Source organism: Archangium lipolyticum, from assembly GCF_024623785.1.
In the GTDB taxonomy this organism is placed as follows: Bacteria; Myxococcota; Myxococcia; order Myxococcales; family Myxococcaceae; genus Archangium; species Archangium lipolyticum.
The window spans coordinates 124,695-151,298 of the sequence record NZ_JANKBZ010000008.1; the positions used below are offsets into that span (position 1 = coordinate 124,695).

The 26,604-nt window shown below is 68.4% G+C and carries 24 protein-coding genes; 10 read left to right on the top strand and 14 right to left on the bottom strand.

What is annotated here, in order from left to right:
* Positions 1-12 precede the first annotated feature (12 nt).
* A complete protein-coding gene (locus NR810_RS19165) occupies positions 13-861 on the top strand; it encodes a peptidoglycan recognition protein family protein (protein ID WP_257454300.1) in 849 nt (282 codons plus the stop codon).
* 304 nt (positions 862-1,165) lie between these two features.
* Here the strand turns inward: NR810_RS19165 and NR810_RS19170 are convergent, their stop codons facing one another.
* The 4 genes from NR810_RS19170 to NR810_RS19185 all read right to left on the bottom strand — a co-directional run bounded on the left by NR810_RS19170 (position 1,166) and on the right by NR810_RS19185 (position 3,737).
* Positions 1,166-1,516 (bottom strand): DUF2019 domain-containing protein, encoded by a 351-nt coding sequence (locus tag NR810_RS19170; protein ID WP_257454301.1) that lies wholly within the window; start codon positions 1,514-1,516, stop codon positions 1,166-1,168.
* A complete protein-coding gene (gene sitA5, locus NR810_RS19175; RefSeq protein WP_257454303.1) occupies positions 1,516-2,811 on the bottom strand; it encodes a SitA5 family polymorphic toxin in 1,296 nt (431 codons plus the stop codon). Before sitA5 ends, NR810_RS19170 begins: the two co-directional genes overlap by 1 nt.
* Before the next feature lie 246 nt (positions 2,812-3,057).
* The gene (locus NR810_RS19180; RefSeq protein ID WP_257454305.1) at positions 3,058-3,282 is read right to left on the bottom strand and encodes a DUF2283 domain-containing protein; all 225 of its coding nucleotides are present in this window, start codon (positions 3,280-3,282) and stop codon (positions 3,058-3,060) included.
* Between the two features lie 20 nt (positions 3,283-3,302).
* Positions 3,303-3,737, bottom strand: coding sequence for a tetratricopeptide repeat protein (locus NR810_RS19185; protein WP_257454307.1), 435 nt, complete (start codon positions 3,735-3,737; stop codon positions 3,303-3,305).
* A gap of 192 nt (positions 3,738-3,929) precedes the next feature.
* Between NR810_RS19185 and NR810_RS19190 the strand changes: the two genes are divergently transcribed.
* Positions 3,930-4,247, top strand: coding sequence for a hypothetical protein (locus NR810_RS19190; RefSeq protein WP_257454308.1), 318 nt, complete (start codon positions 3,930-3,932; stop codon positions 4,245-4,247).
* A 115-nt stretch (positions 4,248-4,362) separates the two neighbouring features.
* Here the strand turns inward: NR810_RS19190 and NR810_RS19195 are convergent, their stop codons facing one another.
* Both NR810_RS19195 and NR810_RS19200 read right to left on the bottom strand, forming a co-directional pair.
* Positions 4,363-5,286, bottom strand: a complete 924-nt coding sequence (locus tag NR810_RS19195) for a DUF2381 family protein (RefSeq protein WP_257454309.1) — start codon at positions 5,284-5,286, stop codon at positions 4,363-4,365.
* Positions 5,287-5,405: 119 nt separating this feature from the next.
* Positions 5,406-7,295: a serine/threonine protein kinase gene (locus NR810_RS19200; protein WP_257454311.1), complete on the bottom strand. Its 1,890-nt coding sequence runs from the start codon at positions 7,293-7,295 to the stop codon at positions 5,406-5,408.
* A gap of 346 nt (positions 7,296-7,641) precedes the next feature.
* On the opposite strand from NR810_RS19200, the gene NR810_RS19205 reads away from it, so the two are divergent.
* Positions 7,642-7,764 carry a hypothetical protein gene (locus tag NR810_RS19205; protein ID WP_257454312.1) on the top strand — a complete coding sequence of 41 codons (123 nt, stop codon included), beginning with the start codon at positions 7,642-7,644 and terminating at the stop codon, positions 7,762-7,764.
* Positions 7,765-7,794: 30 nt separating this feature from the next.
* Here NR810_RS19205 and NR810_RS19210 read toward each other — a convergent pair whose 3' ends face one another.
* Together NR810_RS19210 and NR810_RS19215 are read right to left on the bottom strand one after the other, a co-directional pair.
* Positions 7,795-8,169 (bottom strand): hypothetical protein, encoded by a 375-nt coding sequence (locus NR810_RS19210; protein WP_257454315.1) that lies wholly within the window; start codon positions 8,167-8,169, stop codon positions 7,795-7,797.
* A gap of 32 nt (positions 8,170-8,201) precedes the next feature.
* Entirely contained in the window at positions 8,202-8,810 is a 609-nt protein-coding gene (locus NR810_RS19215) for a hypothetical protein (protein ID WP_257454316.1), read from the bottom strand.
* 862 nt (positions 8,811-9,672) lie between these two features.
* Between NR810_RS19215 and NR810_RS19220 the strand changes: the two genes are divergently transcribed.
* Together NR810_RS19220 and NR810_RS19225 are read left to right on the top strand one after the other, a co-directional pair.
* Positions 9,673-10,878, top strand: coding sequence for a DUF3500 domain-containing protein (locus NR810_RS19220; RefSeq protein WP_257454318.1), 1,206 nt, complete (start codon positions 9,673-9,675; stop codon positions 10,876-10,878).
* Positions 10,879-10,898: 20 nt separating this feature from the next.
* The gene (locus NR810_RS19225; protein WP_257454321.1) at positions 10,899-12,155 is read left to right on the top strand and encodes a HupE/UreJ family protein; all 1,257 of its coding nucleotides are present in this window, start codon (positions 10,899-10,901) and stop codon (positions 12,153-12,155) included.
* A 62-nt stretch (positions 12,156-12,217) separates the two neighbouring features.
* Here the strand turns inward: NR810_RS19225 and NR810_RS19230 are convergent, their stop codons facing one another.
* Entirely contained in the window at positions 12,218-13,366 is a 1,149-nt protein-coding gene (locus NR810_RS19230) for a bestrophin family protein (RefSeq protein ID WP_257454323.1), read from the bottom strand.
* Between the two features lie 181 nt (positions 13,367-13,547).
* Between NR810_RS19230 and NR810_RS19235 the strand changes: the two genes are divergently transcribed.
* Both NR810_RS19235 and NR810_RS19240 read left to right on the top strand, forming a co-directional pair.
* Entirely contained in the window at positions 13,548-14,813 is a 1,266-nt protein-coding gene (locus tag NR810_RS19235) for a TCR/Tet family MFS transporter (RefSeq protein WP_257454325.1), read from the top strand.
* Positions 14,810-16,186 carry a cupin-like domain-containing protein gene (locus NR810_RS19240; protein WP_257454327.1) on the top strand — a complete coding sequence of 459 codons (1,377 nt, stop codon included), beginning with the start codon at positions 14,810-14,812 and terminating at the stop codon, positions 16,184-16,186. The genes NR810_RS19235 and NR810_RS19240 overlap by 4 nt, the downstream gene beginning before the upstream one ends.
* 3 nt (positions 16,187-16,189) lie before the next feature.
* On the opposite strand, the gene NR810_RS19245 is transcribed toward NR810_RS19240, so the two are convergent.
* Positions 16,190-17,506, bottom strand: coding sequence for a metallopeptidase TldD-related protein (locus NR810_RS19245; protein WP_257454329.1), 1,317 nt, complete (start codon positions 17,504-17,506; stop codon positions 16,190-16,192).
* Positions 17,507-17,642: 136 nt separating this feature from the next.
* On the opposite strand from NR810_RS19245, the gene NR810_RS19250 reads away from it, so the two are divergent.
* Positions 17,643-18,920 carry a TldD/PmbA family protein gene (locus NR810_RS19250; RefSeq protein WP_257454331.1) on the top strand — a complete coding sequence of 426 codons (1,278 nt, stop codon included), beginning with the start codon at positions 17,643-17,645 and terminating at the stop codon, positions 18,918-18,920.
* 7 nt (positions 18,921-18,927) lie between these two features.
* Here NR810_RS19250 and NR810_RS19255 read toward each other — a convergent pair whose 3' ends face one another.
* From NR810_RS19255 to NR810_RS19270, 4 genes are all read right to left on the bottom strand, one after another.
* Positions 18,928-20,022 (bottom strand): hypothetical protein, encoded by a 1,095-nt coding sequence (locus NR810_RS19255; RefSeq protein ID WP_257454332.1) that lies wholly within the window; start codon positions 20,020-20,022, stop codon positions 18,928-18,930.
* A gap of 20 nt (positions 20,023-20,042) precedes the next feature.
* The gene (locus NR810_RS19260; RefSeq protein WP_257454334.1) at positions 20,043-21,938 is read right to left on the bottom strand and encodes a hypothetical protein; all 1,896 of its coding nucleotides are present in this window, start codon (positions 21,936-21,938) and stop codon (positions 20,043-20,045) included.
* 149 nt (positions 21,939-22,087) lie between these two features.
* Positions 22,088-23,095 (bottom strand): aromatic ring-hydroxylating oxygenase subunit alpha, encoded by a 1,008-nt coding sequence (locus NR810_RS19265; protein ID WP_257454335.1) that lies wholly within the window; start codon positions 23,093-23,095, stop codon positions 22,088-22,090.
* Between the two features lie 15 nt (positions 23,096-23,110).
* Positions 23,111-23,290, bottom strand: coding sequence for a Xan family putative trans-acting RiPP leader peptide (locus NR810_RS19270; RefSeq protein ID WP_257454337.1), 180 nt, complete (start codon positions 23,288-23,290; stop codon positions 23,111-23,113).
* A gap of 129 nt (positions 23,291-23,419) precedes the next feature.
* Between NR810_RS19270 and NR810_RS19275 the strand changes: the two genes are divergently transcribed.
* Positions 23,420-24,613: a cupin-like domain-containing protein gene (locus NR810_RS19275; protein WP_257454339.1), complete on the top strand. Its 1,194-nt coding sequence runs from the start codon at positions 23,420-23,422 to the stop codon at positions 24,611-24,613.
* Positions 24,614-24,647: 34 nt separating this feature from the next.
* A complete protein-coding gene (locus NR810_RS19280; RefSeq protein ID WP_257454341.1) occupies positions 24,648-26,555 on the top strand; it encodes a hypothetical protein in 1,908 nt (635 codons plus the stop codon).
* The last annotated feature ends 49 nt before the right edge of the window (positions 26,556-26,604 follow it).

Consider the following 26,604-nt stretch of genomic DNA (forward strand, 5'->3'; position numbering starts at 1 on the left):
CAGAGGCCCTCCATGAACGTCCAGCGTCCGCCCTCACCTGCTACTGCCCGGCTCACCGCCACCCGCACGGCCAGTGCTGCCGCGTTGCCCGTGCCCCCTCCCGGGCTGCGCGAGGGTGACAAGGGCCCGAAGGTGCAGCAGCTCCAGAATGCGCTGGTGAAGCTCGGCTACATGACGAAGGCGCAGGTGACCACCGGCCCCGGCATCTTCGGTCCCAAGACGGAAGCCGCGGTGAAGAAGTTCCAGGCGGACAAGAAGCTGCCCACCACCGGCTACTACGGCGAGCTGACGCACGCGGCCCTCAAGAAAGCCCTGGGCGGCTCGTCCAAGCCCCCGGTGGAGGGCCCCTCCAAGCCGGGCTCGAAGCCGGGCACCTTCACCAAGCCGCCCGTCATCAGCGCCCCCTCCCCCAACTACAACGAGCGCGGCGGCAAGGACATCGACACCATCGTCCTGCACCACACGGCCTCCAACGATGGCAAGGGCGACCTGGCCTGGATGCGCAACCCGAAGAGCCAGGTGTCCGCGCACTACATGGTGGACCGCGACGGCAAAATCTACCAGCTCGTCGGTGACAGCAAGCGCGCCTGGCACGCGGGCCAGGGCGCGCTGCATGGCGTGCCCACCGACGTCAACGGGCGCTCCATCGGCATTGAGATCGTCAACGACGGCAGCGGCAAGACGCCCTTCACCGACGCTCAGTACAAGGCCCTCACCCAGCTCACCGGCTACCTCAAGCAGGAGTACAAGGTGCCGATGAACAACATCGTCGGGCACAAGGACGTCGCCGTCCCCAAGGGCCGCAAGAACGACCCGGCCGCCAACTTCGATTGGAACCGGCTGCGCAAGGGCATCTCCTGAGGTCGTAGGAGAGGCTTCAATCACCTCGGGGCCTCTCTCATCCCCGGTGTGGACCGGCACTCGCCACCCCCCTCAGGATGGCAGAGGCCCGTCGGCGTGCTTCTCGCCGAGGCCGGGCGTGAGGCGCACCCACGGGCTGCGGCAGGGCCCTTCCTCACAGGTGCCTTTCACCCTCCTCCTCGCCGGCCACTTCCACCTGGATGGTGAGACGGATGTGAATGACTCCGGGGGTGACGCTTGGATCGGCTTGCTCCGGAATCGGTGATCGCGATGGTCCGGCGCACGCATTGGAGCTCTCGCAGGGTCATGCCGGATCCAAGGCCCAGGTACCTTCCTCCCACCGCTTCAATGCCTGCTGCGCCTCGAAGGGGACCAACCCCTTGCCTTTCGCGGCATCTTCCAGCACCGCCTTGGCCTCCTCCGTGCGGTGGCGGAGCAGGAACGCCGCCGCTGCAACGCGGACATCCATGCGGGGATGTTTGAAAAGAGCGGCAAGCGCATCGCGTCCTGTATCTCCAAGGGCGCGGAGTTCGTCGAAAACCGCGAGGTACTCATCGACATGCCTGTTCGCGGCTTTAGCGTCTCCTTGCCAGCCAGCCTCTGTCTCTGCTTGCACATGCTGGGCGAACTGCTCAACCAATTCTTCGATCTTCATCACCAGACTCCGTTCTTGATGTTCTCGATGGCCTGCAACCCGAATGCGCGCTGGGCCTCGTAAGACTGCGTGCTCAGCCATTGTCTCACGGTGAGATCTCGCGAGCCGGTGATCCTCAGGATCTTCCGTGAATAGAAAGCGCTCACCTGGGTGTGCAGCCCTTCTTCCAGAGGAATGACGTTTTCGGTGTTGTGCAGGGCATGAGGCCCGAATCGCTCCACATTGCCCGGTGTCTGCTCGACGATGTGGTGCCAGTTTTTGCCTGGTCCCGCCGAGCCCAAGGCACTCTTGAGGCCACTGAACGAACCCCAGGACCTGAAACCAGCAGGACTGACTCCCGCTGCGGTTCCTCGTGAGCCTTGGGCCGCAATGGCAACCGCCGTGGCAGGCAGGGAGATGACGACGGTGCTTCCTTCAACGGTTACCGCACTCACCTGTCCCACGTTCGCCAGGTGGAGGCCTACCCGTGAGGCCCCGGCCGCCGCAGCCTCCGTGAAACCGGGCAGCATCGACAGGCGTGAGGCCAGCCACGCGGCGCCCCCGACCATGCCATGACTCACCACCACGGTGACCGCGAGGACGAAGACGCGCGCCACCTCCGGTCCTACTCGGTTGGCGAAGCGATGGCCGGCCTGTTCCAGTTCAACCCACGTCGTGGCCCGGTCGGTGGCCCGCTTCAGTTCCCGGCTTGCGTCCACCACCTCCAGGAAGGTCTCCACTCCCAGGTAGATGAGTAGGACCGCTGAGACGATGGCCGCTGCCTTGGTGAACACCGGCTCGGGATTGGCCGCCAGGACGGCCCAGGTGATGATGCCCGTGGCGATGATGGTGTAGAAGAGCTGGGGCGCCAGGGTCTTCTCCACCGCCCGGGCGATGCTCTCCTTGAGGGGCTCCAGCGACAGGCCCAGAGCAACGCCCAGCTTGTCCCACTCTTCCAGGCCCATCCCGTCGTCGAGCAGGGAGATGCAGTGGTCCCTGCGCTGGCCCGGCCCGCAGAGGCCGCCAAAGCTCTTGCGCATCAGGCGCTGCCATCGGGTGTCAGCACTGTTCCCCGGATGGGAGGCGCGCACCAGCCCGCCTTGCTGAGGAGCACGGAGCGTCAGGGGCACATCCAGCACCAGCCGTGCCAGCGCATCCTCGAATGCTTCCGCGTCCACCTTCATGGACTTGTTCGAGGAGGACGGCCTGTACTCCAGGGACGAGCCCTGCCCTGTGTCGAGGCGAATGACACGTGGCGTGGCGCACGCATTGAGCAGGGCGAGGAGCAGGACCGTGACGCCTAGACGAGTTGCCATGAGACGCTTTCCGGTGCGAGGAGGGCTCCAGTCTACGGAAAGGTCGCCCCAGAGAAGATGACGTTCCGGCCGTCATCTTCATCGTAAGACCTCGCCGCGCCCCGTGGAGGCGAAGGTTGACGCCACGCGCAAGGCGTGAACGTGACGATACAGGCCAGTTGCGGCGTCCAGATGAAATCGGAAGTGGAGTGCACCGCGACGACTCAGCCGGCTGCGGCGTTCACGAGTTGGTGCTGACCCAGCCCATCACGCCAGGATCTCGATTCCGACCAGGACTCCATCCTGGTCGAAGTCGAGCACCACATCGGGGCCCGTGTAGGAGCCCATGAGTTCGGCCAGCCTGATCGACTTCGACATCTCGCAGGCCTCACCGGGGTGACTCGGGAGGCGCAAATAGGCCACGTCCTGATCGTCTTCGGAGACTCGTAGCTCGAAGCGCCCGAGCTTCTTCTTGGAATCCGTCTGCCCCATTACGGCCTCCAGGCCAGGAACTACGGCGTTTCCCCCAGCTCACGGAGCTTGCCGCGTGCAATGTCGTTCAGGGGCTCCTTCTGGAGGATGCGGCGGTAGAGCCGCACCTTCTCGGCCGACTCACGTGCCAGCGCCGCCTCCAAGGAGAGAACCTGCACGTGCTCCGGGTCCAACGCCTGGGCCATGCCGAGCTGCCGACTCGCCTCGCCGTCTTCTCCCATCAGGAAATAGATGAATCCGAATTCAACCCGTGCGAGCAGATCCTCGGGCAACAGCTCCAGGAGTCGTTCATAGGTGGGCACCGATACCTCGGGCTCAGCGTAGAACCTTCCTGCAAGCATCCGGAGTACAGCGGGGTCGGAAACGTGACGGAGCGCATCGCGGAAGGCCCGCTCTGCCTCTGCGCCTCCTGTCTCCAGCACTCGCTTCGCCAGATATTCGAGATGGTCCGTCATGGGGGAATGAAGGCGGTGTTGATGATGATTCGACGTCCGTGTACTTGAACCAGCGAATGAATTCCCAGTTGAAGGCGCCACCGAGGGTGTGATTCGCTATGTCAAGAACGGCCGGTATATTGATCTCGCGTCAGATGGGCGAATCTTGCCTTTCGGGTCTCTCGGTAAGACAAACAAGAAGGGAGGAATCAGATGGATTGGAGGGCAATCGATCTGCATGGTGCCGCGAGCATTTCGCGGGTGGTCAGCATCTTCGAGATTCGCGACATGCGCGGTATTCCATGGACCAAATACAAGATCAAGGTTCTCGAAGAAGGCGCCGGGAGCTTCCTCGCGGTTGCCAATGTGCGTGTAAAAAATGCCAATGGCACTCCCGATGGGGAGGCAGGACTCGGACGGACAGAAGTAGAGGCCCTCCAGGATCTCATCACGAGACTGGGTGAAAGATTGAACTCTCGCACAGACTGGCGAGATGAAGACTTTGATTGGACCGAACCACAGGACTTCTGAGGGACGGGAAGCAACAGCGAACCCCGTGCATGAACATAGACACCCCAGCCTGGCAGCGCCTCCAAAGCCTCCGCTCCTCCAACCGGGAGGGGTGGAGTTCCTACCAGTCCACCATCTACGGGAACGTCACGCCGTCGAGGTTCACGCCCCCAGCTCCAGCTTCTCCCGTCCACAGCTTGAGCGTGTAGGTTCCCCTGGCCTCGCTCTCCTCGGCGTCCAGCTCCACCACGATGCGTTTCGACTTTCCCGGCGGGATGGGCTCCAGGGACCGCACCGTCAGCCCCGTCAGCTCCTCGCGCTTGGAGCCCACCAGGGCCGCCCCCGTGGGCGTCCACGTCACCGTTCCCCCATTGAACAGCTCAAGCTCCACGGCCACCCGGCCCTTTTTGGGTCCAACGGCCCGGTAGCTGATGACGTCCCGTACTTCGAGGGGCTCCCCCGGACGTGAGGTGACGCCCTTGAGCCTCCGGGCAACAACACCCTTTTCGCCGAGCCATCCGTTCTCGATGAGGCCCGTGAGCCCACTCTGGCCGCTGCACTCGGCCTGGAGACGTGCTTTCTCCTCCCGGCACTGCTGGGCCTCGGCTCGGGCCTGCTGCTCTCCCTGTCGGTAGGACGCCAGCGTACGCTCGTGCCGGGACACCTCCACCTGCCGCTCCGCCTGGGACGGGTGGACCACCAGCATGAAGGTGGCACTCGTCGGCGCCCCGTCGTCCTGGAAGTAGACCGTCACCGGCACGCGCTCCGCGTCGTGTAGTGCGTCCGAGGCCACGAGCGTCAGGGATGCCGCTGCCAGCTCCACCCTGCGGAACCGCTCCCGCCCCCCCACTTCCACACGCGCCAGCTTCGCGTCGAAGAGCAAAGTGAGGGACAGCTCCGGCCGGATGCACACCTCCGGTGTTTTGCGGGGGGCGCTCGCGTCCAGCTCGATGTGGCGCGTGCCCGTCTCACAGGTGGGGAGTGGAGCCCGCTCGGTAGCCTCGGCTGGGGCAGCGAGCAGGGCCAGTCCGAGCAGTGCGGTGGAGGACAAGGCGAACACGGAGCGGGAACCTCCACGAAGGCGAGGAAGAGACCGGAGACGTGGGCCTCTAACACACCTTCCTGCCCGGTCATGCGCGAGCCGCGTGGGCTGTCAGCCCGCCAAGCCCCGGCATGGTGCTACTCGAAGCGGTCCACCGCCCTCACGTCCGCGATGGGGTGGACCTTGACGGCTCCTCCGTCAGGCTCGATCTCGATACCGCGCTCTCCGCTGTATTCCCACAGCTCCATGCAGACGGTGAACGTGTCTCCAGCGGGCGTGACGGCCTGGGTGATGCGTCCATAGACGCGCTTCTCCCCGATGCAGAGCTGCCCGGAGAGCCGCGTGCCATTCGGCAGTGCCGTTCGCCCACCCCGGCCCCTGGCATCGGTTCCCACGTCCCAGTCACCTACCAGCACCAAGGAGATGGGGCCGTCCTTCACGGGCACGGGCTCGTTATTGCGGTACTTCTTGCCGGGAAGGTCGACGCTTCCCCTATCCCCCAGGTCCATGCCGAGCTGGCGGGTCATGGTCTCGACAGCACCGGCCGGGCACGCCTGGGGCGCGGGCTCCTTGCGCACCTGCGCACCGGGACACGCCATGTTGGCGGCGGCGGCCACCGCGACCAGCACGTTGGCCCCGTTGGAGCCGTTGCCCTTCTTCTCCTTCTCCGCCTGTGAGCCGGGGGCCTTCTTCTTCATGCGAGTCGTTCCCGAGCTGAGCGTCATGGTGGTGACGGGCGCAGGGGTATCCGCCTTCGAGGGCATTGCGCCTGCGTCAGCTTCGGGCGGCTTCCACGGTGGCGCTACTTCATGGACGTGCGTGGCCCAGGGCATCGGGCCATCGAGGGAGAATTCCGCGGGTAGGGGAAGCGTAGGCGCCGGCTGGACTGGGGTCGGTGTGGACGGCGGCGGGCGAAGCTGGCCGAGGACCTGGCCCACGCCCACCGTGAGTCCCACCACTGCCACGAGGACCGGAAAGGCCCATCGCACTCGGGGGCGAAGAGGAGAGGGAGGAGCGGGTGGCCTGCCCCGCTTGGGCTTCTGCCGGATCCACCTGCGCAGCCACGCCTGGGGGTCCTTGCCCACCAGCTCCGGCGCATCCTCGGTGGTACGTCCGTCCACCGTCCAGCCGTAGCACAGGGGCACCGCCCAGCGCGGGTCCGCCTTCGCCTCCTCCAACAGCTTCTCCAGCGCATCGCACAACGCCTCCGCGTTCGGCACGCGGGCGTGGGGCTCCCTGGCCAACAGGCACAGGCACAGCTCACTCAAGGCCCGGGGCACGCGGGAGTTGCGCACGCTCGGGGGCTTGGGATTGCCCTCGAGAATCTCCCCCAGCAGCTCATTGTCCGGGCCGTTGAAGGGGTACACGTCGGTGGCGAGCACGTAGAGGATGACGCCCAGCGCGTACAGCTCGTCCCTCACCGAGTAGTCGTAGCTCTCCCCCCGCTTGCGGTCCTCGCGCAGGAAGAAGGCCACGGCCTCGGGGCTGCGGTAGCGGAGGTTGGCGGGGGCCAGGGCTCCGGTGACGCGAGGGGCGTTGGGCATGGTGCCCGCGCCGAAGTCCACCAGCACCGGCGCTCCGTCCGTCTCGCGCACCAGCACGTTGTCGCCCTTCAAGTCCCGGTGCTTCACCTCCTGGGCGTGAACCGCCTTCAACGCCCGGGCGAGCGGCAGCAGCTTCTCCACCAGCTCGCGAGCGCACGGGTTGTTGTCCCGGGCCCACTGATAGAGCGTCACTCCCGGCACGTACTCCATGACGAGCACCAGGTACTCGGGTTTCTCCTCGGGCCATTTGAAGTGACTGAGCAGCTTTACCACGTGGGGGAACTCGTGGCGGAGCATGATGAACAGCTCGCGCCAGCCCCACTCCCCCACGCTCTCCAGATGGATGAACTTGAGGGCGCACGGGCCACCGTCGCGCCACGCGAGGAACACCTTGCCGAAACCACCAGCTCCCAGCTTCTTCTCGATGCGGTAGCCGCTCACCACCGAGCCCGGCCGCACCACGTCCTCCAGCGTGGGCTTCATGGTGCCCCTCCAGCGGCACCCGCCAGTAACTGTGGAAGTCCGGTCATGCGCTCAACCTCGGAAGTGGTGAGGCTACCAGAACCCGGGGCCTCCCAGGCTCGGGGATGGACCCGGTGGAAGCGCGACGTGCCCGGCTGGTCCGTGAGCCCGGCTTCATTGCGTAGGGTGAGCACCCCAAGACGGGGCCTCGCCCCTCTCCGAGTGCGAGCGCCTCGGTCTGGCGTTTCTGCCCTACTTCCCGCCGGCGAACGGATTGCTCACGGGCAAGTACCGGAAAGGGCAGCCGCCGCCCAGCCGGGAGGCACATCTCGGAGAGTGGGTACTTCGCGAAGTTCCTCAACGAGCCGTGGCGTCCGTGATCGCGGGAGCGACCTCGCCCGCGCAGGTGAAGTCCAACGCCGCCGCCGCGGGCTGGAAGCTCACGGCAGAGGAGCTCGCCGAAGTCGACCGGCTCCTGTCTCCTCCGTAGTGGGCTCCCGCCACTGCGGTCAGCGAAGCGTTACTCGAGCGTCTCCAGGCCCGTCCATTCGCCCTCGTCGTCCGACTCCCAACCGCGTCGACTCCATTGACCGTCACGCCACTCCATTGCCAGATGACATTTGCCCTGTTCTGCGACGCGTCGTTTATCGACGAAGAAGAATACGAGCGCCCAAACTGCCACGTCACCATCATCCTTCCGGGTCGTCAGTAGCTTCACGACGAGTTCGATGATGATTCCCGGGTGCGGCGGCCCGACGACTCCCTCGAGCGTCGCGGACGCAGCGTCGACCTCGAGGCTCTCGCTCCCTTCGACGAGCCGCAGTTGGCAGCCGAGGAACACCGATAGGGAGCGGATCCATTCGACGTGCTCCGACCAGACGTCGGCAGTCTTCATCGTTCGAAAGCTCCCTTCAGGTCAGCCATGACTCACCGCAGCCTCTCATAGGGACCACCATTGGGCACCGGATTGGCCGGCTTCCCCGTTCCGCGTTGGATTGGACGGCCTTTATTGTCCTTCGTCGCAAGTTTACCAAACGCGGTGATCACACGCGCCGGATCGCCTGGTTCAGTGATGACCGTCGTCCCGTCGCGGTGGTAGCGGTCGACTGGGCGCCCGTTGGCATTGAGCCCGCGGTGCACCGTGGTCTTCGGATCATTGATGATGTCCGCTTGATCTTGCCGGCTCACGCCGTGGGCGTCAGGATGCCCGGGACGACCATCGGGACCGTGTGGTCGGGTGCCCTTGATGTCCTTGGCATCGACCTTCGCTCCATCCGGTGCGGCGCGAACCCGCGTTGAAGGAGGCCCTGAGCGCTGCGAATTGGCTACGGCCAACATGGCCTGCCGCGCCCTTGGCACGTTGCCCCTGGCTTCATGGAGTGCCGCCGCCCCGGCCTCACCCCACTCTGCAACGAGGAGTCCAGCCTCCCTCTGTGCCTGAAGGTACCGGGTCAAGTCGTGAAGCGCATTGACCCCGAGCCGCTCCCCCAGCCGATCCACTACCGCCTTCAGTCCCTCCACGTCGAGCGCGGGCACTCGAGGTCGCCGCACTCCACCCCACCCGGCTGCCTTGGCCTCGGAGAGGTAGCGCACTCCCTTGCCGCCCGCGTACAGGCCCACCATCAGCGCCGAGGGCGCCAGTTCCCGCGCGGCCTGCTCGTAGCACCTCCGCGGCCCGGGCATCCATCGGCCCCAGCGCGCCGAGCCTCACGGCATTCCAGTCGTCTAACGCCTCCACCAGCCGGGGCATGTCCACCCGGCGCTGCAACGCGAGGAACTCCGCGGGCGAGGAACACCTGAAAAAGGGAGCCAGCAGTTCTTCATCCCACCACGAGGAGTAGGCCGGCCAGCCGTCCGGCACGGCCTGCCCCCCGCATGAGGGCGGGCCTCGAGGGGAAGGCTGCACGCCAGCCGCCTGGCGCAGGGCCATCTCCTCCGCGCTCACCATGGCTACGTCCGTGCCCACCACGGGCGCGCTGTGGCGGCGCCGCAGCCGCACCCGCGGTCTCTTCTCCCACGTCGTGGCACCGGAGTGTGTCTGGGCCGAGTGGGCCCCTGTCGCCGACTCCTCTCGCAACACCTCGGCAGAGCCGTGAGGAGCGCGCGCCCTGGGCAGCGGAGGCAGCGTGGCGCAGCCCGTGGAGAAGAGGACTGCGGCCATCCACAACACCACCCACCTGGACCTCCGCGCTTCACCGCGCATCGTCCACCCCCAAGTCCAAGGAAGCGAAGGCCTCCGGCCAGGAACTACGGCGTTTCCCCCAGCTCACGATGGGGGAATTCTGGCACCCCAATATCGCACATCCCACACCCGGCGCGGCCCGGTCCCCCAGATTCAGAATCTCTTAAGAACTCACCGCTACAACCCCCCTGAGAGAGTTCGCTCAAGGGGTAGTGAATGCGACGATTCGCCGTCAAATGGCTGTGTCTCGGTGTGAGTTGCTCCATCCTGGCGCTCGGCGCCTGCAACGGAGACTCGGGCACCGGCACGGATGATGGAGGGACCACCACGACGGACTGCTCGACCGCCACGACGCACATCGAGCAGGTGGTCTGCGCGTCCAATGCCTTCCTCGCCACGCTGACGGAGGAGCAGAAAGCCTCGGTCGTCTACGCCTGGACGAACCAGGTGGCGAAGACGTACTGGTCCAACCTGCCCGGCGTCACGCGCAATGGCCTGAAGTGGGGCACGCTGAGCGCCGAGAGCAAGGAGGCCGCGCTGAAGCTCGCCGCCCTGGTCCTCACCCCCGAGGGTTACGCGGACATGACGGGCGTGTTCGCGGCGGATGACTATCTCGACACGCAGGGCGGTGGCACCGGCGGCGATGGTGGCTTCGGCGGCCCTCCTCCCGGGAGCGATGGTGGCTTCGGCGGCCCTCCGCCTGGCCGTGACGGCGGCATGGGCGGCGTCGTGCTCGACTACTCGTCGGACAATTACATCATCGCGTTCATCGGGACGCCGTCCACGACGGGCAGCTGGATGCTCCAGATTGGCGGCCACCACATGGCCTACAACGTGACGTACCTCAACGGCACGGGCTACCCGACGCCCAACCACCTCGGCGCCGAGCCCAAGGCGCCCTTCACCCTCAACGGCGAAACCTACGCGCCGGTCGCGGACGAGGGCGACGCGCTGGTGGCCCTCTACAACTCCCTGAGCGCCGAGCAGCTCGACGCCGCCTACCTGCCGGGGACCTTCTCCGACGTCGTGCTCGGGCCCGTGGAGTTCGGGACGGGCAGCTATTCGAAGGTCGTCTTCCCGGCCCAGGCCGGCGTGCTCGTCTCCACCCTCTCCGAGAGCCAGCAGGCGCTGGTGACGGCGGCCATCAAGAAGTGGGTGAGCGACTTCGCGCCCGCGGTCTCCGACCCGCTCGTGGCGGCGTACACCTCGCCGGACGCCTACGCCCACACCTACGTGGCCTGGGGCGGCACGAAGTCCGCGGGCGTCAACGTGGACGTCAGCGGCACGTACATGCGCATCGACGGGCCCCGCGTCTGGATCGAGGTGGCGTGCCAACAGGGCGCCGTCATCAGGAACCAGACGCACTACCACACCATCTACCGTGACAAGCAGACGGACTACGGGAACCAGCTGACGCCATGAGCACCGCCCCCGCCAGGAGAATGAAGAAGGGTTGGGCATGGACGCTGGGCCTCGCCGTGCTCCTGGCGGGGGAGTCCGCCCGCGCGCACCTCGCACGCAACACGGCCGTGCTCCTCGACATCGGGGAGCGCTCCGTGGAGGCCGAGGTCCAGATGCCCCTGGACCAGCTCGCGCTCGCGCTGACGCAGTCGTTCGACGCGGTGCCCGCCGACGTCATCCGCGAGCGGGCCGCGGAGCTTCCGGCCTACGTCCGGGAGCACCTGAAGGCGAGCACGCCCAATGGCCGGCCCTTCGAGGTCGAGGTCGGCACCGTGGGCGTGCAGCGCGTGGAGGATGGGGACTGCCTCGTGGCGCACGTCACGCTGCGGGCGCCCCCGGGAGCCTCGGCGCGCGCCTTCACGCTCACCGACACACTGGTGCTGCACCAGGTGATGAACCACCGGGCCCTCGTGTCGGTGCGGCGCGACTTCCACACCGGCCTCTTTGGCGAGGACCTGGAGATGGTGGGCGCGGCGAGCGCGCAGACGCCATCGCTCCTCATCGACCGGATGCACGGTTCGTTGTGGACGGGCTTCCGGGCCGTCTTCCACCTCGGCCTGCGCCACATCGCCGAGGGGACGGACCATCTGCTGTTCCTGCTCGTGCTGCTGCTGCCCGCGCCGCTGCTCGCGCGCGGGGGCCGGTGGCGGGAGCCGGACCAGTTGGGCGCGAGTCTCAAGCGTGTCCTCGGCGTGGTGACGGCCTTCACCGTGGGCCACTCACTCACGCTGGCCGCCGCCGCCGTGGGGGCGCTGCGCCCGCCGAGCCAGCCCGTGGAGGTGCTCATCGCGGTGAGCATCCTCGTGTCCGCCGTGCACGCGGTGCGCCCGCTCTTCCCGGGCCGGGAGCACCTCGTGGCGGCCGGGTTCGGGCTCGTGCACGGGCTCGCGTTCGCCACGGTGCTCGCGGGCATGGGGTTCGACTCGGGCGCGCTGGCGATGAGCATCCTGGGCTTCAACCTGGGCATCGAGGCCATGCAGGCCGCGGTGGTACTGCTCGTCCTGCCCTGGCTCCTGCTGTGGAGCCATGCGTCCGGCTTCACCGTGCTGCGCATCGGCGGCGCGGCCGTGGGCGGCGCCGCCGCGTGCGGCTGGGTGCTCGAACGGGCGCTGGGCGTGAGCACGCCACTCGGGCCGTGGGTCGAGGCCGCTTCGGGGCATGCCTGGGTGGGGCTCGTCGTCCTCGCGGCCGTGGCGCTGGCGATGTCCAGGCGCAGCCGGAGGGCGGCCCTCGGGTAGCGGAAAAAGCCATTCGCGGCGGTCCGCCCCTCTCATGCGCGAGGAGCGGATATCTTCACTCCTCAATAGAGCAACCCGTCCACTGGTTGCAGGGGGGAGGGCAGCTCGGTCTCCCCGAGCATCTGTCTCAGGTTGATCTCGATGGTGCGGCAGAGCGCCGTCATGGGCGTGTCGCTGACCCCATCCTCGAAGGGGGTCTCCACGTCGCGCCCCACCGAGTCCATGGCGATGAAGAGGAAGGCGATGATGGCGGTGACGAACGGGGTGAGCCAGGCCAGGTCCGCCACCACTCCGAGCGGGAGGATGGCCAGGTAGGCGCGCACCATGGCGCGCGGCAGGACGTCGTACTGGAGCGGAATGGGAGTGTTCTTGATGCGCTCGCACGCCCCGAGGATGTTCGTCAGCTCCGTGAGGGTCCGGTCGAGCACCACCAGGCGGAACACGTCGTCCGAGCCCTGGTGCTGGCCGTAGACGCGGCGCAGCCGGGTGGCCACCCAGATGAGGATGGCCGAGGGCACGTTCTTCTCCTCCCGCAGCGCCTCCAGCACGTTGGCGCGGAAGAAGGGGGTGATCTCCGGAAAGGGATCCTGCCGGCGCAGATGGCAGCGCAAGGCGTTCACGAAGCCTATCTGGGCGTACACCAGCTCGCGCTCGTCCTCGGTGATGGACTGGCCAGGGCCCTTGTACCGGCCCTGGTTCTCGCGCGCCGTCTGCTGCGTCTCGAGCGTGGCCACCAGAGCCCGCCGCTCGGGGCTCCCCCTGTTGAGTGCCTTTCCGTAGCGGTCCCGCACGGCGCCATCGTTGGCCACGAGCTCGGCGATGCCCCGCACCGTCGCCGCCGGCGCCACCGCGGTGCGCAGCAACGGCGACGAGGCGCTCTGCATCAAGGAGGGCTCCTCGGCGCCCGTCACCTCCGTCCGGGGCAGGAAGGTGAGCACCTGACGGGCGAAGGAGCGCGACATGTTCACCAGCGAGCCCCAGAGCGTGCGCGCCTCCCACCAGCGGTCGTAGGCGGAGTTGTTGCGGAAGGCGAGCAGCACGCCGATGGCCGCGGCGAGCACCGTCACGGGCAGCGCGGGCACCGCCATCCACCAAGCGCCGAGCAACTGGTGGGCGACGACGACGCCGAAGGCGAGCACCACGTGTATCAACACCGGCCGGCCCGTGTATTTGAGGACGATGTTCCAGGACAGCTTACCACCGACGATCATCGCGAGGCGATCCTCCCACCTCGTCACGTACTGGAGCGCTGTCCAGGGCGCGATGGAGATTGCGTCGTTCCGCGGACGGCTGTCAGGGAGCGGACGTGGGAGAGCCATCGGGGGCACGGCCTGATAGGCTGCCTCCTACCGCACCGCCGATGCGGTCCGTCCCCCCCGAGACCCGGCCCTCATGACCGAATCGACTCCGAACGCGCCTCCGCGCCGCGCCGCGCTGGCCTTCATCTTCATCACCGTCATGCTCGACATCCTGGCCATGGGGATGATCACCCCCGTGTTGCCGAAGCTGATCGTCGGCCTGCAGGGCAATGACACCGCGCGCGCGGCCGCGATCTTCGGCCTGTTCTCCACCGTCTGGGAGCTGATGCAGTTCCTCTTCTCGCCGATGCTCGGCGTGCTCTCGGATCGCTACGGCCGCCGGCCCGTCATCCTCCTGTCCAACCTCGGGTTGGGGCTCGACTACATCCTCATGGCGCTCGCGCCCAACCTGGGCTGGCTGTTCGTGGGCCGCGTCATCTCGGGCGTCACCTCGGCGAGCATCGCCACCGCCAATGCCTACATCGCGGACGTGACGCCTCCGGAGAAGCGCGCCGCCAGCTTCGGCCTGCTCGGGGCCGCGTTCGGCGTCGGCTTCGTGATCGGCCCCGCCGTCGGCGGTGTGTTGAGCGACGTGGATCCCCACCTGCCCTTCTGGGTCGCGGCGGGGTTGAGTCTCGCCAACGCCCTGTACGGGCTCTTCGTCCTCCCCGAGTCCCTGCCCCCCGAGGCCCGCATGGGCTTCCAGTGGCAGCGCGCCAATCCCGTGGGCTCCATGGGGCTGCTGCGCTCGCACCCCGAGCTGTTCGGGCTCTCCCTCGTCAACTTCCTCTACAACCTCGCCCATGTCTCCCTGCCCAGCGTGTTCGTGCTGTACGCGAGCTACCGCTACGGCTGGAGCGAGCGCACCGTCGGGCTGTCCCTCGCGGGCATCGGCGTGTGCTCCATGATCGTCCAGGCGGGACTGATGCGGCCCATCGTCTCGCGCCTCGGGGAGCGGCGCACCATGCTCCTCGGGCTCTGGTTCGGCGCCGCGGGTTTCGCCATCTACGGCCTGGCTCCGACCGGCTTCGTCTTCTGCCTCGGCATCCCGGTGATCGGTCTCTGGGGTCTCTTCGGCCCGGCCGCCCAGGGCATCATGACCCGCCGCGTGAGCCCCTCCGAGCAGGGCCAGTTCCAGGGCGCGCTCGCCAGTGTCATGGGGATCGCCGGGACGCTCGGCCCCGGGCTCTTCACGTTGCTCTTCGCGCGTGCCATCGACCCCCAGCGGGCCTGGAACCAGCCCGGAGCCCCCTTCCTGCTCGCCTCGGTGCTGTTGGCCTTCGGTCTCGTCCTCGCCTGGCGCGCCACCCGCTCACACCCGGAAGCCGCCACCGCCTCCACCCCGGGAGTTGCTCCATGATCGCCCCCGTTCCCACCCCGCCCTCCTCCGCTCGCGGTGAGCCGTCCCTCGCGCTCCCCCGCTCCTTCTGGAAGGACTTCGCCCGGAAGTATTGGGACCGCGAGCCAACCGTCCTCCAGCACCCCTTCGGGGCCCACTTCCCCACCTCGGGGGAGATCTTCGAGGCGCTCGTGGAGACGGGCGAGCGCATCCGCCGCGGCGAGTTCGCCCAGCCCCTGCGCTTCTACATCGAGCACCCGGATGGCCCCGGCGGGCTGCCGTACTACTCGACGCTCTTCAACCTCTCCCAGCACCTGCCCCGGCGCGAGGACGGAAGCCTCGAGGGCTGGATGGCCCGCCTGGACTCGCTGCTCGGCGGCAAGCGCTTCGGCATCGTGCTCAACCGCGCCCAGTGCTTCCAGTGGAACCACTGGCTGCAGATGAAGAGCTTCCTGTCCGGCTTCCATGAGGCGCTCGGCGTGCCCCTGGGCGGCAGCGACTCGTGCGTCTTCCTCGGCAACTACCTCTACACGCCCTTCGGCATCCACAAGGACGACCTGCACGTCTTCTACTTCGTCATCGAGGGCGAGAAGACCATGAGCCTGTGGCCCTTCGACGCGCTCACCGGCCGCCCCGAGGTCCCCAAGGATGACCCCCAGCTCATCCACAAAACAGGGTTGATCTACCTGGCCGACAAGGAGGACGAGCGGCAACTGCTCTCCCAGGCCCTCACCTTGAAGGGGTCTCCGGGCGACGTCCTGTACTGGCCCGCCTCCTACTGGCACCGCGCCGAGCCCACCCGGGGGCTGATGATCAGCGCGTCACTCGGGGTGAGCTTCCGTCCTCCGCAGTTCGCCAGCATGGCGCCCCCGCACGCCTGGCCCGAGCGTCTGCGCCACACCGAGCTGCCCGGCGGGCCGCGCTGGCAGGTGCCCGCTCCCGTGCGCAACTCCGTCCAGCAGCGCTCCCGGCGCAAGAACCTGCTCGCCGCCGAGAGCGAGAGCACCTCCGAGTGGGTCCGCTTCCTCACCGGTGGAGCCCTGGACGGCCCCCCACCCGAGGCGAAGGAGCAACCCCTCTCGCCCGGGGATTGGATTCGCGCCACGCCCGAGCGGCCCATCGTCGGCGTCCCGTTGCCAGACGGGCGGCTGCTGGTGTCCGCCAACGGCCGCTCCACCACGCTCCCCCCCGCGCCCGCGGTGCGCCGCCGCCTCGAGAAGCTCCTGATGTCCCTCAACGGAGCCAAGCCCCAACAGGTGGAGGCGCTCGAGGACGCCTTCTTCACCCGGCTGACGGCACGCGCCTTCAACAAGCGCGCCTTCCGCTCGCTGCTCGATGACCTCGTGCGCTGGCGTGCGCTCCAGCGCTGCGAGCCGCCCAGGAGCCGCCGCTGAGCCTCATCCCCCCAGCAGCGGGGGAAAGAAGAGGGTCGGAGTGCCGCACCCTTCCGCGGTGGGGAAGAACGTCAGGTCCGACCCGACGCCCCGCAGCGCGCGGAACGTCTCCAGCACGGGCAGGCTCAGGTCCACCGGAGCCACCCGGCGCACGCGCTGGCCCGCACGCACCTCCCAGCCCCCGGCCAACAGCGTCACCGTCCCCGGGCGCGGCATCGTGGTGAACGTCTCCACGCGCGCCACCAGCTCCGTGTAGTGCTCGGGGAGCGCATCGCCCCGCGGCACCACGAAGAGGTTGACCGCAGAGGGAGCCGGAGGCGCGTCCTCGAAGCGCAGGCCCCGGCCGTTCGACTCCACCCCGAGCCGTGCCGCGCTCGCCGCCGAGTGGAGGAACCCCTGCAACCGGCCCTCGTCGATGAGCCGCAGCGGGCGCGTGGGCGTGCCCTCGTCGTCCGCGCTCCGCCACCGCGTGCCGAGCGGATGGAGCGGCACGTCCTCGACGCACAGCACCGAGGGAAAGGGCTTCTTCCCCACCGCTCGCGCGAGGGCGGGAAGGGAGGCCGCCACGTCGCCTCGCAACATCCAGCCCAGCGCCGCGACGAGCGGGGCCGCGACGGCGGGCCGCAAGACGAGGGGCAGGGCCGGCTCCACCGCTCCGGCAGGCCCCTCCAGCGCCTCGACGTCCCCGGCGAGCCGGGCCCGGAGGGAAGCCAGGTCCCAGTCGTCTCCTCGCCGGGAAGCAACGGCGTCGACCACGGCCCCACGCGAGGTCTCGCAACGCACGAAGGCTTCCTCCCGCTCGTGGGCCGCCTCCTGGAAGCCCCCCTCGCCGCGCAGGAGCGCGGTCCACGTCTCGGACCGGGCGAGCACCATGGCCTGCACCACGACGCCGGGAGGAACCACCATCCGGGTGAGCCGCGCCGCCTGCTCCCGCATCCGCTCGCTCGACAGCCCGGCGAGCGGAGGTGACGCGGGTCCGGCCAGCTCTCCCACCACCGGCGGAGGCGGGGAGCCGGTGCCCATCCGCCGCACCGCCAGCTCCAGCACGCGCCCGAGGCCCTCGGACCCGCCCAGGGGCAGCACCGCGTGCCCGGAGCGCTCGCCCTCCCACACCCTCGCGGCCACCGACAGGGACTCGCCCTGGCTGATGGTGGAGGAACCGGTGCCCACCTCGTACTCCAGCGACAGCCTACGGCCCGCGGAGAGGAAGAGCTCGGCCGTGATGGAGGGCAACCTCCGCGTGAAGGCTTCCAGCTCCGCCCGGGCCGCATCCGTCAGGGCGCGCGGGTCCATCCCCGCCTCACTGGTGCTCACCCGCATCCTCGCTCTCCAGACCCACCGGGACGGCACCCATCATGCCCCATTCCCCCTGCCCACCGGAGGAGGCGCCGGCCAGGGGGGCTCGTCCCGGAGAGCGCGCACGGAATGATAGAAAGCGGGGAGGAGGCACACCGTCTTGCTGGATTGCTTCGTGGAGCGGCGCGAGGTCACCGAGGTCGTCCATCAACGCTCGGGGTTGCGCGTGCAGGCTCCCACCTGCGAGCGCGGCCATGCCCTCCGCCAGGAGGTGTCCGGAGGCCTCGAGCAGGTGTGGACGGAGGTGGCCGACGGAGCACTCCCGCCCGGAGCCCTCCCCTCGGAGCTGCTGGCCCCGGCGCGCGAACTGCTCACCCCCGAGCCCTCGCCACCGGACGCCACCGGGCTGGTGGAGGTGGTGCGGAGGCTCGTGGACGTGGCCCGGGCGGAGGGCGCGGCGCACCTGGATGTGCTGCTTCGCGAGGTGGATCAACGCACCCTCCTCGCCAACGCGTCCCGCTTGGTCGCGGATCATCGGCACCATGCCCTGATCGAGCTGAAGGTGTACCGCGCCCATGACGGAGGAATGGCGGAGCTCTGGCGCTGCGCGGCCTACGCGGACGGCGCGCGGCTGAGCGCGGCCCTGCCGGAGCTCGAGTCGCTGGTGGGCCGGATGGCACAGCTGCTGCGCGAGGGTACGCCCACCGTGCCATGCCCCACCGGCTCGCTCCCGGTGGTGTTTCCTCCGGGCTCGGCCTCCGCCTGCTTCTTCCACGAGGTCTGCGGCCACCCGCTGGAGGGGGACGTCGTTGCACGAGGAGGCTCGTACATGGCCCGCCGCCTCGGACAACGCGTGGCCGAGCCCTTCGTCACCCTCTCGGACGACCCGACCGACGGGTGCGGAGCGCTCGCGTACACCTGGGACGACGAGGGCCACCCCGCGCAGCCGGTCCACCTGCTCCACGGAGGTGTCGTGGGTTCGCCCCTGCACGACGCGCGGAGCGCGAAGACCCTGGGCCACCTCCCCAACGGCCACGGGCGGCGGGTGGGCTTCAAACACCCTCCCCTTCCCCGCATGGCACATACCCGCGTGGAGCCCCACCTGGGCCACCTGGATGGCCTGCTGGCCGACATCCCCCACGGGTTGCTGATCCGCCACCTGACTCCCCGCCACATGAACCTGCTGTCGGGGGACTTCAGCTTCTACATCGTGGAGGCGCAGGAGATCCGCGAGGGCCGGCCGGGGCGGCTGGTGTCCCCGGGCATCCTCAGCGGCAACGGCCTGGAGGCCCTCGCCAGCATCGACGCGGTCGGCGCGGACTACCAGAACCTCTTCGCCACCCGGGGCTGCCGCAAGCTGGACCACGGCCCGCTGCCCGTGTCCTTCGGGCAGCCGACCCTCCGCTTCCGCCAGCTCCACGTCCGCCCCTGGCGCTGAGGCCCACTCACCGCGGCAGGCACATCCAGCTCGTGTCCGGATCCGGCGCGGGCTCGGAGGTCACATCGTCCGGCGGCGGCGGGCCACCGGGCTGCGCGTGCAGCCGGAGGAACGACACGCCCGGGACGACCGGAATCTCGACGCTCGGGATGCGCCACGGCCGGGGACCCAACTCGTCCTTGGGGTCCTCCTTCGTGTCGACGAAGTTCAACTTCACCGGCCCCGTCGTGCCCTTGGGAATCACCAGCGCGAAGTAGCCCAGCGGGCTGACCGGGGCGGGGATGGCGAAGTAGCCCATGGGCCCCTGGCTCGGGGGAACCTCCGGGGCGCCCGGCGGCGCCCAGCCGACCCCGAACTGGAGGACGTTGTTCGGGGACACCTCCACCGCCGTGATGAAGTCATCCGAGGGGATGTTGAAGATGTCGAGCACCGGGCTGGGGGAATAGACCCAGATGAACACCACGGCGCCCGTCTTGCTCGGATCCGCCAGATCCGCGGGCGTCGTCGGCATGTCCATCATGGTCATCATGTTGGCCACGGCTGCCAGGCCACCGAGATCTCCCAGCATCTCCGCCACCTGCAACTGGCAGGAAGACGCACGGGCAAGGATGGGGCGCAGCGCGGTCGTCGGGTAGTACTTCCCCACGGGGATGGGCGTGAAATCCGGCGGGGAGAAGATATTCGGAGCGCCAATCCCCACGCCCTCCGCCGGGGGCTCGGCCCTGGCCATGTACAGGGTGGTGTCACTGGTGGGCACCCCGAGCACCTGCCAGGCCCCCGTGGGCGGCACGGGGCCGCTGGTGTCGGCGGCGGTGCCGTCACCGACGATGCTCACGTGCGCGCCCATGGGCGCCGCGCGCATGCCGTGGGGATTGCCGTTGAAGAACGCGGGCGGCGGCGCCTGAGTGGGGTCCCCCGGCCAGTTGGCCATGGAGAAGAAGAACGCCTCGGGGTCGTAGACGAGGCCCGACACGGTCGTCTTGCGCTGTGGCAGGTCCGTGTACGAGATGTCCGAGCCGGACGTGGAACCTGGATCCTCCCCCTGGCACCCGGACAGGGCGGCGGACAGCAGGGTGACGGCGACGAAGGATGAAGCCCTCATGGATGATGTCCTCGGGAGAGTCACTGACCAGGGAGGATGTGCAGGTTGGGCGGTTTCACGGCGTGGCACGCGTTGGCGCAGTTGCCGTAGGCGTTGGGCGTGTTCTGCGGCTCCTCGAACTTCAAATCGAAGTATTCCGTGCCGTGAACGGTGACGTGGCAGCTGTTGCACACGGCGAGGCTCGGCCGCAGAGCGCTCTCACGCGTCAGGTGGCACACGCGGCAGTCCGCCTTGTCCTGCTTGTACTTGCGCGAGCCCATGTGCAGCCGGTGCATCAGGTCCGACATGTGGCCGGCCGTCTCGTCGATGTGGCACGTGCTGCACACCTCCACGTTGTCCACGGACAGGCCGTGGTGGAGGTTGTTCAGCGAACTCACGCCGTTGTGGCACACTTGGCAGTTGCCGATGTTGCCCGGGTAGCTCGTCCGCTGCTCCTGGCCCACCTGGAAGAAGAAGGTGTCGAGCCGGTTGAGCCGCTCGCCCATGAAGTAGCGGTGCCCCTTGAGCAGGATGGCGTAGGTGCCCGGCTTCGCGTCCGGCGGCAGCTCCACGCCATAGCGCGTGGCCGGCTGCATGTCCGTGTACCCGGCGATGGCCCGGAGCAGGCCCGGCTCGACGAAGTACTTCGGCTCGCTCGTGCGCGGGAAGGAGAAGTACGGCAGCTCATAGGTGCCGTTGATGGGCCGCAGGTTCTGCAGCGGACCCACCACCTTGAAGCCGGACTCGGAGCTGCTCGTGTCCCGGTAGGTGAGCAGCATCGACTCGTTGAAGTAGGCCAGACCGTTGGAGTTGCCGCCCAGGTAGTCGTTGAAGGAGGGCAGCAGGTCGCGCGAGTGCAGCGCATTGCCGTCACCGTCGTTCAGGGAGATCTGGAAGTCGACCGTCTCGCCCGGAATGAAGAACTTGCCGTTCTTCGGCTTGTTGATGTGCACCTGCTGCGACAGACCGAACCCGCAGGGCACCACCTCCGTGGTGGCGAACCCCTTGTCGTCCAACTTGAAGCAGGTGGCCCCCTTGTCCACCTCCTTGATGAAGGTGACCGGGAAGAGGAAGGGCTCGGCCGGCATCAGGCTCCAGGTGACGCGGATGACACCCTCACCGTAGAGGTCCGGCATGCGGAACGACTTGAAGGGGTTGGTGGAGTTGGCGAACGACACCTTCACCCCCGTCAGGAAGTAGGGCGTCGTGTCGGGCACCAGGTGCATCTCGTTGTCGCCAGCGAACCGCGGGCGGCCCACGCCGAAGACGCCGAAGCTCGCGCGGGTGCGCCCGGTGACGGGGTTCTCCGAGAGGAACTCCTTGCGCTCGTACGTCGTGGAGGCGCGCACGATGCCTCCCGAGTCGACCACCTCGATGAGGAAGGTGTCGTCGTCGGAGATCATCCACGCGGCGTTCTCGAAGAACGTCTCGCGCAGGAAGGACCCCGGACCCTGGCGCCGCCACTCGTCACGGCCCACCGTCAGCCCGGACCAGTCCAGGCTCTTGAAGCGCGACTGCTTGCGGATCCACGCCGCCGGGGTGCGGCGATCGTTGTAGTCCGGGTTGCTCGGGTCCGGCTTGCCGTCCGCGCCCACCTTGTAGACGTTCACCAGCGTGTCCATCACGGTGAACTCGCGCAGGAAGTAGTTCGCTCCCGCGGTGATGGTGAACCGGGCCGTCGGCTCCACGGAGTCGCCCAGGGGCATCCCGCTGTTGAGCGGGGGGCACTTCGCCGGATAGCCGTCCAGCTCGAGCGAACCGCGCGTCACCGGCTCGCCATTGGGAAGGATGGCGCAGCCATTGAAGCCCAGCAGGCTCAGCGAGATGGCACCCGAGGCGGAGCTGGAGTACGGGTCGAACGCCTGTGCGCCACGGCCACGCGTCCCCTCCGCATCCTCGGTCCTGAAGACGTCACAGCTCGAAGCGAGCACTGCCACGCAAAGAAGAAGGGTCTTCTGATGTTTCATGGGCACGAGAGGCCTGCGCGCTCCGCCACAGCGGTATGGCAGGGGGGATCAGCGGTCAGGCGCGAGGAGACTACCAAGCAGATTCATTGAAAGCCAACAGTGAGGCCCGAACCCGGCCCTCACTCCGGAGTGGGGCCCTCGATGGGCCGGCCGGCACGCAGGGAGATCACTCCCCGGCGGTACTCGTTCGGAAGCCGGTCCGCCTTGACGTGGACCTCACCCGCGAAGTCCATCGGGTGGGCCTTGGGCCGCTGTGCCTCGGCGACGAGCCGATCCTGCTCGAGGATGGCCAGCTCGGACTTCACGAAGATGTCCGGGAAGAGCTTCAGGCCCGGGTGGTAGGAGGCGAAGTAGAAGCACTGCATCTTCTCTTCCGACCAGGGTGAAGCAATCGCATACACCCCGTGTTGGAAGAAGAGCGTGGGCTTGAAGGAGAGCCGCACGGCGAACGGGAAGGACACCTCGTAGGTGAGCGTGGTCTTGTCCACCCTGGGTGCGGCCCCACCGATGCCCGGCGCGAGCGCGGGGTAGGAGATCTGCGCCCGGAGCCCGCCCGGGAGCCGCTCGACGTCGTAGGCAGGCACCTCCTGCTGCTCCGGGTTGCCGAAGGTTCCCTCGTGCACCCAGGACAGGTGGGTGACGTCCAGGACGATCTCCATCATGCGGCCCGCGGAGACGTTCCAGTCCAGGCGCGGGAGCGCGACGGTGGCGAGCTTCCCGCTCTCGAGCTCCGGCCACTCCGGCAGAGGGGCCGCGGGCTCCGGAGCCAGACACACCCAGACGAGGCCGTAGCGCTCGACGGCGCGGTACGAGGCGAGCGCGGCCCGGGCCGGGATGGGAACGCCCGGCTGCGACGGCACCCGGACACACCGGCCATCCTGCCCGTACGTCCACCCGTGGAAGCCACAACGGAGCCCCTCGCCGACGACGGTCCCTCCGCACAGATCGGCGCCGCGGTGCGCGCAGTAGCGCTGCGTCACGGAGACCCCGCTCCCCGAGCGCCACACCACGAGCTCCCGCCCCAGCAGGCGAGCGGCTAGCGGACGCTCCTTCAGCTCGTGGGAGAACGCGACGGGGTGCCAGTACGGAGCGAAGGCTTCTTCGTAGGGGCGAACGCCGGAGTCCATGGGGCCAAACCCGGCTCACGCCAGCGCGAGCGGGGCGATCTTGCTCTCGATCTCCTCGAGCAGGAAGTTGATCTCCTCCAGCTCATCGAGCTTCTCCGGGGCCGCCGTGGCCACGGGGGCCTCCGCGGGAGCCGCCTGAACGGGAGCGGGCACTACGAGCTGAGCCGGTACGACCGGAGTCTCTTCCGAAGCCATGGTTGGTGCCTCCTGGGGGGGTCAGGGCAAAGCAAGCGGCACTACGCAATTCCTGATGTTCTCGTAACTTGAGAGCTTCTGTCAACGCACGATAGAATCGATGAGTCTGCCTGTTAGGATGTGGATGCCATGCGCCTGCCGCCGCTGCCCTTCGAAGCCAAGCCCGTCCGTCGAATTGCCCGGATCAGGCCCGAGGAGTTGCTGAACTACGCGTTCGACGAGCCCGTGGTGCTGACGGGGTGCATGGACGAGTGGCGGCTTTATCAGGAACTGAGAGCGGCCACCACGCACGAGCAGAAGATGGCGGTGCTGGGCTCGCTCATCGGCGAGCGGCCGGTGACGTTCCACCGCCTGCCGCGCGAGCACAAGGGACAGTTCCACTTCCAGCCGGACAACCTGGAGCGGCTGACGTTCGGCAAGAGCACGAAGCAGGCGGATGTGCCCTTCGACGCCTTCGCGAGCCAGGCCCTTCAGAGCCTGCGCGGCGCCAGCGGGGACTACGTCTACATGCAGGCGCACTACATCCCGCCGGCGACGCCGCTCTTCGAGGCCCTGGGGCCCAACGTCCTGTCCTTCCTCCGCGAGGATCAGGTCCACGCGACACTCTGGGTGGGCTCCAATGGCCAGGTGGTCAACCTGCACTACGACGACTTCCTGACCTTCATCTGCATGGCGGATGGGGTGAAGCGGGTGACCCTGTTCGCGCCGGATCTGCTCCCCTACATCTACCAGGCGCCCTTCGATCGGATGATCGAGTGCGCCCAGGTGAGCCTCGTGCGGTTGCTGGAGCTGGACCTGAAGCGCTACCCGCTGTTCGCGGAGGCGCTGAAGGATGCCCGGGTCGTGGAGCTGCAACCCGGAGAGGTGCTGCTCGTGCCCCCCATGTGGTGGCACCACGTCGAGTCGTTCGGGCTCAACGTCATGGTCAACAACCGGGTGTTCTTCGCCTCCTTCGAGCACTTCGAGGAGGTGTACGCGAACCTCACGCACGCCGTGCGGCTGTTCGTCCACGTCCCCGCCGAGCAGCGCGCCCGCGCCATGGCGCTCTACCAGCAGACGCTCTTCGCGCCGGGAGGCGTCGTCGAACCCACCTCCTCGCATGCCGCCGCGCTGGCGGAGGAGACGCCGGAGCAGGCGCGGCACCGCGCCACGACGCGGCGGCTGGCCGAGGGTCTCCCGGAGTTCCTGCGCAAGCACCTCGCGCGCTACTACAGCCACTTCGTCTTCCAGGCCTCGGGTGATCCGCACCCCTCCCTGCCCGGCGCCTTCGCCGCCATGGTGGAGCGCAACGCCAACGCCCCGACCTTCTTCCCTCGGGACTGAGTCAGGCGCCAGAGCCCTCCGCCATCCCCCCATCATGATGCCCCCCTTCCCCGCCGCGCTCGTCCGAACAGCCCTCGTGTCGTTGCTGCTCGCCTCGGGCCGCACCGCCACCGCCGCGGAGTGGAACGGGGCCGAACCGGGCATCACCCGGACCCAGGAGCTGCTCCAGCGCTTCGGCAAGCCAGCCAGACGGAGCCAGAAGGGCGGACAGCTCCTGCTCGACTATCGCGGCAGGACGCTGCCCCGCGACACGCGCGGCGTCCGCTTCCACGTCGATCCGGAGCGGGAGCTGCTCCAGCGCATCGAGGTCTTCCCCAGGAAGCCGCCGACACGCGCCGAGCTCGAGGAGACCTTCGGGCCGGCCTGCGTGGACGAGGCCCGCTCGGAAGCCCCCTGCTACCAGGTGCGGGCCACCCCCGACAACCAGCTCTCCTTCCACTACCCCACACTCGGAGTGGAGGTGATCTTCCAACGGGGGCGGGTGCGTACCCTGGTCTACCAGCCCGTGGACGCGCAACCCAGGAGCGTCGAGGCGTCAGCGCCTCCCGCTCCCGAGCCCACCGCCGAACCCGCGCCCGCCGCTCCTGCGGAGCCCCTCCCCACGGCGAGCCCCTCCTCCGAGGACGAGGATCTCGGCTTGAAGCGGCCCACGGTGGTCACGGACGCATCCACCCTCGACACCGGGCTCCCACCGCGGCCCGCCGAGGTCACCCCATCCGCCGAGCCGGAACCGACCGCGCTTCCCGGCCGGGTCACCATCACCGACGTGGAGGCTCCAGCCGCACGCGAGGAACAGGGCTCGCGGCCGCACGACATCCTCAGCCTGGGCGGCATCTACTACCAGCGCGTCGAACTGTCCGGCACCCGCCAGTCCCGGGTGACCACGCTCCAACCCACCCTCCCGTCCCTCGTCGACCTCTTCGTCGACGTCAAGCCCTCGGAGTCCGTGCGCAGCTTCGTCCGGGGACGGCTCCTCTTCGATCCCCTGGACCCGGCCTACTCCAAGCCCCAGGTCCTCCTCGACCAGTTGTGGATCAAGTTCGCCCTGGCCGATCGCGTCTTCATCACCGCCGGGCGCCAGCAGCTCAAGTGGGGCAGCTCCCGGGTCTGGAATCCCACCGACTTCCTGCGCCAACCCAACCCGCTGCCGCTCGACGTGTTCGACCTGCGCACCGGCGTCGACATGCTCAAGGTGAACGTCCCGTGGGAGGCGCTGGCCTCCAACCTCTGGCTCGTCGCCACGGCGGACCTGAATGGTCCGGAGTCACAGCGGCTCCGCTATGGAGGAGCGGTGCGCGCCGAGGTGACGCTCGGCACCAGCGAGCTCAGCGCCACCGCGGCCGTGCAGCAGGGGCGCCGCCCCCGCTACGGCCTGGACTGGAACGTCGGGGTGGGCCTCTTCGACTTCAACGCCGAGGTGGCGCTGGTGCGTGACTCGCCCTTCCAGCGCTGGGAGCGCACCGGGGAGGGCTTCACCCCGCGCCCCGTCGACGGACCCAAGGTGCTCGCCAGCGTGGGGGCCCAGAGCACCTTCCGCTTCGCCCAGGTCTTCCGGGCCGTGCTCCGGCTCGAGGGCTTCTACAACCAGCTCGGCTACGACGATCGCTCGCTGCTCACGTGGCTGCGCTCCACGGGCGACTATCAGGCGCTCTACTTCGGCCGCTACTACCTCATGGGCCAGTTCTCCCTCGAGCGCCGCAGCGCGATCGAACCGGCGATGTTCCTCACCCTGCTCGCCAACGTGCGCGACGCGTCCTTCCTGCCACGCCTGGACGTGGCGCTGCTGCCGCTGCGCGAGGTGTACGTCTCCGCCTTCATCGAGGCGCCCTTCGGCCAGCGAGGGGGCGAGTTCCGCTTCGAGCCAGACCCCTCGGTGGCGGAGCTGCCCATCACGGGCCGCTCCCTGCTGCGCGCCGGGCTGAGCGTCCGCATCCGGATGTGAGCCGCCCGGATTCCTCCTCCAGAAGCAGACACCTATACTTCGAGCCCAT

Excerpts from the sequence above, each read along its gene's own strand:
- NR810_RS19170 (WP_257454301.1), bottom strand. The coding sequence starts at position 1,516 with ATGAAGATCGAAGAATTGGTTGAGCAGTTCGCCCAGCATGTGCAAGCA.
- NR810_RS19165 (WP_257454300.1), top strand. The coding sequence starts at position 13 with ATGAACGTCCAGCGTCCGCCCTCACCTGCTACTGCCCGGCTCACCGCC.
- NR810_RS19190 (WP_257454308.1), top strand. The coding sequence starts at position 3,930 with ATGGATTGGAGGGCAATCGATCTGCATGGTGCCGCGAGCATTTCGCGG.
- NR810_RS19210 (WP_257454315.1), bottom strand. The coding sequence starts at position 8,169 with ATGAAGACTGCCGACGTCTGGTCGGAGCACGTCGAATGGATCCGCTCC.
- NR810_RS19230 (WP_257454323.1), bottom strand. The coding sequence starts at position 13,366 with ATGATCGTCGGTGGTAAGCTGTCCTGGAACATCGTCCTCAAATACACG.
- NR810_RS19185 (WP_257454307.1), bottom strand. The coding sequence starts at position 3,737 with ATGACGGACCATCTCGAATATCTGGCGAAGCGAGTGCTGGAGACAGGA.
- NR810_RS19245 (WP_257454329.1), bottom strand. The coding sequence starts at position 17,506 with ATGCGGGTGAGCACCAGTGAGGCGGGGATGGACCCGCGCGCCCTGACG.
- NR810_RS19240 (WP_257454327.1), top strand. The coding sequence starts at position 14,810 with ATGATCGCCCCCGTTCCCACCCCGCCCTCCTCCGCTCGCGGTGAGCCG.
- NR810_RS19225 (WP_257454321.1), top strand. The coding sequence starts at position 10,899 with ATGAAGAAGGGTTGGGCATGGACGCTGGGCCTCGCCGTGCTCCTGGCG.
- NR810_RS19270 (WP_257454337.1), bottom strand. The coding sequence starts at position 23,290 with ATGGCTTCGGAAGAGACTCCGGTCGTACCGGCTCAGCTCGTAGTGCCC.
- NR810_RS19180 (WP_257454305.1), bottom strand. The coding sequence starts at position 3,282 with ATGGGGCAGACGGATTCCAAGAAGAAGCTCGGGCGCTTCGAGCTACGA.
- NR810_RS19265 (WP_257454335.1), bottom strand. The coding sequence starts at position 23,095 with ATGGACTCCGGCGTTCGCCCCTACGAAGAAGCCTTCGCTCCGTACTGG.
- NR810_RS19275 (WP_257454339.1), top strand. The coding sequence starts at position 23,420 with ATGCGCCTGCCGCCGCTGCCCTTCGAAGCCAAGCCCGTCCGTCGAATT.
- NR810_RS19235 (WP_257454325.1), top strand. The coding sequence starts at position 13,548 with ATGACCGAATCGACTCCGAACGCGCCTCCGCGCCGCGCCGCGCTGGCC.
- sitA5 (WP_257454303.1), bottom strand. The coding sequence starts at position 2,811 with ATGGCAACTCGTCTAGGCGTCACGGTCCTGCTCCTCGCCCTGCTCAAT.
- NR810_RS19220 (WP_257454318.1), top strand. The coding sequence starts at position 9,673 with ATGCGACGATTCGCCGTCAAATGGCTGTGTCTCGGTGTGAGTTGCTCC.
- NR810_RS19200 (WP_257454311.1), bottom strand. The coding sequence starts at position 7,295 with ATGAAGCCCACGCTGGAGGACGTGGTGCGGCCGGGCTCGGTGGTGAGC.
- NR810_RS19255 (WP_257454332.1), bottom strand. The coding sequence starts at position 20,022 with ATGAGGGCTTCATCCTTCGTCGCCGTCACCCTGCTGTCCGCCGCCCTG.
- NR810_RS19280 (WP_257454341.1), top strand. The coding sequence starts at position 24,648 with ATGATGCCCCCCTTCCCCGCCGCGCTCGTCCGAACAGCCCTCGTGTCG.